The sequence below is a fragment of the Calidithermus terrae genome (assembly GCF_003574345.1).
Lineage (GTDB): Bacteria > Deinococcota > Deinococci > Deinococcales > Thermaceae > Calidithermus > Calidithermus chliarophilus.
On sequence record NZ_QXDL01000024.1, the window covers coordinates 24,210 to 30,869 of the forward strand.

At 69.3% G+C, this 6,660-nt stretch carries 6 protein-coding genes; all 6 read left to right on the forward strand.

The genetic code is table 11. The features are described 5' to 3' along the window. The first annotated feature begins 10 nt into the window (after positions 1 to 10). The 6 genes from rpoD (at position 11) to nadB (ending at position 6,509) form a co-directional block, all read left to right on the forward strand. Positions 11 to 1,423 carry an RNA polymerase sigma factor RpoD gene (gene rpoD / locus Mterra_RS04635; protein ID WP_119314115.1) on the forward strand — a complete coding sequence of 471 codons (1,413 nt, stop codon included), beginning with the start codon at positions 11 to 13 and terminating at the stop codon, positions 1,421 to 1,423. Positions 1,424 to 1,574: 151 nt separating this feature from the next. Further along, on the forward strand, positions 1,575 to 2,030 hold the full coding sequence (locus Mterra_RS04640) for a nucleotidyltransferase domain-containing protein (protein WP_119314116.1): 456 nt from the start codon (positions 1,575 to 1,577) through the stop codon (positions 2,028 to 2,030). Positions 2,031 to 2,034: 4 nt separating this feature from the next. After that, on the forward strand, positions 2,035 to 2,481 hold the full coding sequence (locus Mterra_RS04645; protein WP_119314117.1) for an NUDIX domain-containing protein: 447 nt from the start codon (positions 2,035 to 2,037) through the stop codon (positions 2,479 to 2,481). A 239-nt stretch (positions 2,482 to 2,720) separates the two neighbouring features. Next, on the forward strand, positions 2,721 to 3,590 hold the full coding sequence (gene nadC / locus Mterra_RS04650) for a carboxylating nicotinate-nucleotide diphosphorylase (RefSeq protein WP_119314118.1): 870 nt from the start codon (positions 2,721 to 2,723) through the stop codon (positions 3,588 to 3,590). A 249-nt stretch (positions 3,591 to 3,839) separates the two neighbouring features. After that, positions 3,840 to 4,886: a quinolinate synthase NadA gene (nadA, locus tag Mterra_RS04655; RefSeq protein ID WP_119314119.1), complete on the forward strand. Its 1,047-nt coding sequence runs from the start codon at positions 3,840 to 3,842 to the stop codon at positions 4,884 to 4,886. A 57-nt stretch (positions 4,887 to 4,943) separates the two neighbouring features. Then, on the forward strand, positions 4,944 to 6,509 hold the full coding sequence (gene nadB / locus Mterra_RS04660) for an L-aspartate oxidase (RefSeq protein WP_119314120.1): 1,566 nt from the start codon (positions 4,944 to 4,946) through the stop codon (positions 6,507 to 6,509). The last annotated feature ends 151 nt before the right edge of the window (positions 6,510 to 6,660 follow it).

Consider the following 6,660-nt stretch of genomic DNA (forward strand, 5'->3'; position numbering starts at 1 on the left):
GTGAGGCAGCTTGAGTAAGAAGAAAACCCCCGCCAAGGCTAAGTCTGCGACCCCGGTAGCCGACGCTAAAGTCAAGGCCAAGAAGGCCAAGGGAGCCAAAGTGGACGAGGCCGAGCTGGAGGAAGGGCTCGGCGAGGAGATGGACGGCACCGCCCTCGAGGGCGACGAGCTGACCCTCGACGCCCCCGACGTGCCCCCGGTCCTGGAGCTGGCCGAGGCCCCCGAGGACATCGAGGTGGCCGAGGAACTGCTGATCGAGGGCGACCTCGAGGAAGCCGCCGACCCCCTCGAGCTCGACCTCGAGGTGCTCGAGGCCCCCGCCGTGCTCGAGGAGGCCGACGACGACCTCGAGGAGGACTTCCCCACCATCCGCGTCAGCACCTCCGACCCCGTGCGGCAGTACCTGCACGAGATCGGGCAGGTGCCCTTGCTGACGCTGGAGGAGGAGATCGACCTCGCCCGCCGCGTCGAGGACGGGGTGGCCGCCGCCGGCTTCCTGGCGCAGGAGACCGGCCTCGAGGCCGAGCTCATCCGCCAGGTGCTGCGCTCGCAGGTGCAGGGCGGCTCGCGCGTGGCCAACGTGCCCGGCATGGAGGTGCGGGTGGACCCCGAGACCGTCCAGGCCGTCGATGCCCGCCTGCGGGCCCTGCCGCGCGAGGTCAAGCGCTACCTGCACATCGCCCGCGACGGCGAGATCTGCCGCCAGCACCTCATCGAGGCCAACCTGAGGCTCGTGGTCTCCATCGCCAAGAAGTACACCGGGCGCGGCCTCTCCTTCCTCGACCTGATCCAGGAGGGCAACCAGGGCCTCATCCGCGCGGTGGAGAAGTTCGAGTACAAGCGCCGCTACAAGTTCTCGACCTACGCCACGTGGTGGATCCGCCAGGCCATCAACCGCGCCATCGCCGACCAGGCCCGCACCATCCGCATCCCGGTGCACATGGTCGAGACCATCAACAAGCTCACCCGCACCGCCCGCCAGATGCAGCAGGAGCTCGGCCGTGAGCCCACGTACGAGGAGGTGGCCGAGGCCATGGGCCCCGGCTGGGACGCCAAGAAGGTCGAGGAGACGTTCAAGATCGCCCAGGAGCCGGTCTCGCTCGAGACCCCCATCGGCGACGAGAAGGACTCCTTCTACGGCGACTTCATCCCCGACGAGCACATGGCCTCCCCCGTGGACTCCGCCGCCCAGAGCATGCTCAGCGAGGAGCTCGAGAAGGCCTTAAATAAGCTCTCCGAGCGCGAGGCGATGGTGCTCAAGCTGCGCAAGGGCCTCATCGACGGGCGCGAGCACACCCTCGAGGAGGTGGGCGCCTACTTCGGCGTCACCCGCGAGCGCATCCGCCAGATCGAGAACAAGGCGCTGCGCAAGCTCAAGTACCACGAGAGCCGCACCCGTAAGCTCAGGGACTTCCTCGACTGACCCGCCCGGCAGGGTGACGGGGCGCGCCAAGGCGCGCCCCGGATGTTTTAGAGCGGTTCCCACGGATACCCCGCACGGCCGGGTTGGCTGTGCGGGGTGAAACACCCTCCGGCCCCGGAGGGTGTTCGTGGGAAACGCGATAAGATCGGGTATGGAAGCCGCAGCGGCAGAGCGTTTCCTGGGCCAGGTTGTCGGCTGGGCCCGAAGCCGCAAGGACGTGCTGGGGGTTCTACTGGTCGGCTCCTGGGCCCGCGGGAGCGCCCGCGCCGGCTCCGACCTCGACCTCGTGCTCCTGGCGGAGGACCCCGGCGCCTTCCGGCGGGAGAGCGCCTGGGTGGGCGAGGTCGGGCTCGAGCCCGCGGTCGCCGGCTGGGAGGACGGGGATTACGGCGCGGTCTGGTCCCGCCACGTCCGCCTGGAGGACGGCTCGAGGCTCGAGCTCAGCTTCGCCGCCCGCGACTGGGCCTCGACCCTCCCGCCCGACGCGGGCACGGCGGCGGCGGTGGGCAACAGCTGCCGGGTGCTCTACGACCCCGAAGGGCTGCTCGAGCAGCTCGTGCGCCAGGTGGAGAACGCCCAATTTCACGCCGAAGGCGGGGGCCCCTGAACCAATGACCGTCCGCAGCAGCGTCCAGGCCCTCATCCTGAGGGAGCGCCACGTGCTCGTCGTGGTCAAGCGCGACGCACAGGGTGAGCTTTACGTCCTCCCCGGGGGCGGGCAGGAGTTCGGGGAGACCCTCGAGCAGGCCGTGGCCCGCGAGTGCCGGGAGGAGATCGGGGCGCGGGTGAGGGTCGAGGGCCTGCTGACGGTGCGGGAGTTCATCTCCGGCCACCACCCCACCAGCAGCGAGCCGCCCGGCGTCCACGTCGTCAACCACGTCTTCGCCTGCACCCTGCTCGAGGAGCCCCGCCCCGGGCACGCCGGCGACCCCGACCAGGAGGGCGTGCGCTGGCTGCCGCTCGAGGCGTTGCCAAGGCTGCGCTTCTTCCCCCGGCGGCTGGCGGAATTGCTGGCCCGGGGGCTCGAGATCCCAAGCTACCTCGGCGACGTCAACTAGAGCGCTCTTCAGTCGCGTCGGGGACAGGGCCGGGCGTGAGCGAGGAGCGCGACAGGGCAGGTCCGGGCTTGGGTCATGAGCCCCGGAGGTTACGCCCCCGCGAAACGCCCCCCGCCGCATACCCGGGGGGAGTCATGCCCGTGTGCAGCGTGGGATTCTTCGGCCTGGCGGCCCTGGGCCGCGCCCCAAAACCCCAGAGCGGTTCGCGCAAACGAAGCACGGTATATTCTGGACCAGGTATGCCGAACTCAACAGACACCCGCTTCACGTCGATGATCGCGGAGGCCATCCGGCGGGCGCTCGAGGAGGACGTGGGCGCGGGGGACGTGACCACGCTGTGCACCATCCCTGACGAGGCCCGCTCGAGCGGGCGTTTTCTCGCCAAGGAGAGCGGGGTGATCGCCGGGCTCGAGGTGGCCCGGGAGGTCTACGCCCGCCTCGACCCCCGCCTCGAGCTCGAGGTGCTCTTCCCCGACGGGAGCGTGCTCGAGGCGGGCACGGTCTTCGCCCGGGTGCATGGCCCCTGCCAGGCGCTCCTGACGGGCGAGCGGACCGCGCTCAACTTCCTGCAGCGCATGTCGGGCATCGCCACCCAGACCCGCCGCTTCGTGCAGGCGGTGGCCCACACCAAGGCCCGCATCCTCGACACCCGCAAGACCGCCCCGGGCCTGCGGGCACTGGACAAGTGGGCGGTGCGCATCGGCGGCGGGGTCAACCACCGCTTCGGCCTGTGGGACGAGGTGCTGATCAAGGACAACCACGTCGCCGCGGTGGGGAGCATCCGCGAGGCGGTGCGGAGGGTGCGCGAGGGCGACCTCCAGCAGCGGCCCGTCGTCGTGGAGGTGCGAACCCTCGAGGAGCTGCGCGAGACGATCGAGCTCGGCGTGAGTCGCGTCCTGCTGGACAACATGACCCTCGAGCAGCTCCGCCAGGCGGTGGCGATCACCGCCGGACGCGTCCCGCTGGAAGCCTCCGGCAACGTCACCCTCGACAACGTGGCCCAGGTAGCCGAAACAGGCGTGGACTTCATCTCGGCCGGGGTCCTGACCCACTCGGTCAAGGCGCTGGACATCAGCTTAGATCTGGAGACGATAGTCGATAGTCGATAGTCGATAGTCGATGGCTCGTGGCTCGTGGTGGACCCCTCCCCAACCCTCCCCGCCCGCGGGGAGTATCCCCCCTGCCCCCCTTGTTAAGGGGGGTGACAAGACGTCCCGCGTCTGGCGTCTTGCGTCTGGCGTCTTGCGTCTGGCGTCTGGCGTACGACGTAGGACGTACGACCCGCGTCCGGCTATGGGCTATCGGCTACCGGCGTTCGACGTTCGGCGTTCAGCACCCTGTAAATTCCGGAGGACGACATGACGACCCACCCCAACTTCGACCAGCTCAAGGACCGGCTCGCGGGCATCGTGCCCGAGTTCGAGCTCGAGGCCAAGTTCGAGATCGCGCAGGAGATCCTCGAGCTCAAGCGCGAGAAGAACGCGGTGATATTGGGCCATAACTACATGGAACCGGCCCTCTTCCACACCATCCCCGACCACGTGGGCGACTCGCTCGAGCTCTCCCGGGTCGCGGCCCGGACCGACGCCGAGATCATCGTGTTCTGCGGGGTGAGGTTCATGGCCGAGACCGCCAAGATCCTCAACCCCGGCAAGACCGTGCTGCTGCCCTCCACCAAGGCCGGCTGCTCGCTGGCGGCGAGCATCACCGCCGAGGACGTGCGGCGGCTCAAGGAGCGCTTTCCGGGCGTGCCCGTGGTGACCTACGTCAACACCTACGCCGACGTGAAGGCCGAGAGCGACGTGTGCTGCACCTCGAGCAACGCCGTGGCGGTGATCGAATCGCTGGACAGCGACACGGTCATCTTCCTGCCCGACGAGTACCTGGCCCGCAACGTGGCCCGCGAGACCGGCAAGCGCATCATCTTCCCCACCCTCGACGAGGGCGCGCCCGGCGAGCTGGGCTACGAGATGATCGGCTGGCACGGGCGCTGCGAGGTCCACGAGCGCTACACCGTGCAGGACATCGAGGACGTGCGCAGGATGTTCCCCGACGTGGTGATCCTCTCGCACCCCGAGTGCAGCCCCGAGGTGGTCGAGGCCTCCGACTTCGCCGGGAGCACCACCGCCATGATCCGCTACGTCGAGAAAACCAGCGCCCCGCGCTACCTGCTCCTGACCGAGTGCTCCATGGGCGACAACGTCATGGCGGCCTACCCCGACAAGGAGTTCCTGCGCCTGTGCACGGTGCGCTGCCCCCACATGAACCGGATCACCCTCGAGGACACCTTGAGCGCCCTCAAGCTGGGCCGCCACGTCATCGAGGTGCCCGAAGACGTCCGGGTACGGGCCGCTACCGCCCTCGAGCGCATGATCGCCATCGGGCCCGGCGGGAAGCGAGACTGAGCCAAAGGGCGATCCACGCTCGCCCCTACAACCGGCGTTTGGCGTTCGGCTTCATCTATGGAACTCATCGAAACCGAGGTGCTGGTCATCGGCAGCGGCATCGGGGGCGGCATCACCGCCTTGAGCCTGGCCGACGACGGGATACCCGTCACGGTGGTGACCCGCTCGAGCGACGGCGAGGAGAGCAACACCGCCTGGGCGCAGGGCGGCATCATCTACAAGGGCCCCGGCGACTCGCCCGAGCTGCTCGTCGAGGACGTCCTGCGCGCGGGGGCCGGGCACTCCTACCTCGAGGCCGCCCGGATCCTGGCGGAGGAAGGGCCGAAGAAGGTCGAGGAATGGCTGCTCGAGCGGCTGCAGGTGCCCTTCGACCGGGAGCCCTCGGGGGAGCTTTCCCTGGCGCTGGAGGGGGGGCACTCCTTGCCGCGCATCCTCCACGCCGCCGACGCCACGGGCCTGGCGATCCACCGCACGCTGAAGGCCGCGCTCGAGGCCCATCCCCACGTCACCGTGCTCAAGGGCCACACCGCCATCGACCTGCTCACCCCGGCCCACCACTCCCTCGACCGCCTGGACATCTACCGGCCGCCCTCCTGCGTGGGGGCTTACCTCTTCGACCGCACCAAACGCATCATCAAGCGCTGCATCGCCCGCCATACCGTGCTGGCGACGGGCGGGCTGGGCCAGGTCTTCCTCACCAGCACCAACCCGCCGGGAGCCCGGGGCGACGGGGTGGCGATGGCCTACCGGGCGGGGGCGCGGGTGATCAACATGGAGTTCGTGCAGTTCCACCCCACCACCTTCCACCTCACCGGGGCCCCGCCCTTCCTCATCTCCGAAGCGGTACGCGGCGAGGGGGCCCGGCTGGTGGACGCCAGCGGGCAGCCCTTCATGCAGCGCTACGACCCCCAGTGGAAAGACCTCGCCCCGCGCGACGTGGTGGCCCGCAGCATCTACCACCACATGCTCCTTCACGACCTCCCCCACGTGTACCTGGACCTGCGCAGCTACATCCCCAAGGAGAAGATCCTCAGCCATTTCCCCAACATCCACGCCGAGTGCCTGCGCTACGGCATCGACATCGCCCAGGACCTGGTGCCCGTGGTCCCGGGGGCGCACTACTCGTGCGGCGGGGTCTGGGCGGACGGCTGGGGCCGGACCACCCTCCAGGGGCTCTACGCGGTGGGAGAGGTGGCCTGCACGGGCCTGCACGGGGCCAACCGCCTCGCCAGCACCTCGCTGCTGGAGGGCCTGGTCTGGGGGGACCGGGTAGCCCGCCACATCCGCGGCCACCTCGAGGAGCGCCCCCCCTTCGACCCCGAGCGGATTCCCCCCTGGCAGGACTCGGGCCACTCCGACCCCGACCCCGCCCTCATCCAGCAAGACATGAGCGTGATCAAGCACATCATGTGGAACTACGTGGGCCTGGTGCGCACCACCCCCCGCCTCGAGCGCGCCCTGCGCGAACTGCGCCACCTCGAGACCGAGATCGAGGGCTTCTACCGCAACAACCGCCTGAGCGACGGGGTCATCGGCCTGCGAAACGCCGTACGCACGGCAATTCTCATCGCGATGGCGGCCTGGGAGAACAAGCGCAGCATGGGCTGCCACTACCGCGAGTAAAGCGGCCCACGGACGCGGTAAGCGATAAGCTGTAAGCCTTCAGCTATCAGCCCTCAGCCGTTAGTGGGGGCTCTTGGGACCCCTCCCCTTCCCTCCCCGCCGGCGGGGAGGGAAGGGGAGGGGTCCCAAGAGCCCCCACTAACGGCTGAGG

Excerpts from the sequence above, each read along its gene's own strand:
- nadC (WP_119314118.1), top strand. The coding sequence starts at position 2,721 with ATGCCGAACTCAACAGACACCCGCTTCACGTCGATGATCGCGGAGGCC.
- Mterra_RS04645 (WP_119314117.1), top strand. The coding sequence starts at position 2,035 with ATGACCGTCCGCAGCAGCGTCCAGGCCCTCATCCTGAGGGAGCGCCAC.
- Mterra_RS04640 (WP_119314116.1), top strand. The coding sequence starts at position 1,575 with ATGGAAGCCGCAGCGGCAGAGCGTTTCCTGGGCCAGGTTGTCGGCTGG.
- nadB (WP_119314120.1), top strand. The coding sequence starts at position 4,944 with ATGGAACTCATCGAAACCGAGGTGCTGGTCATCGGCAGCGGCATCGGG.
- nadA (WP_119314119.1), top strand. The coding sequence starts at position 3,840 with ATGACGACCCACCCCAACTTCGACCAGCTCAAGGACCGGCTCGCGGGC.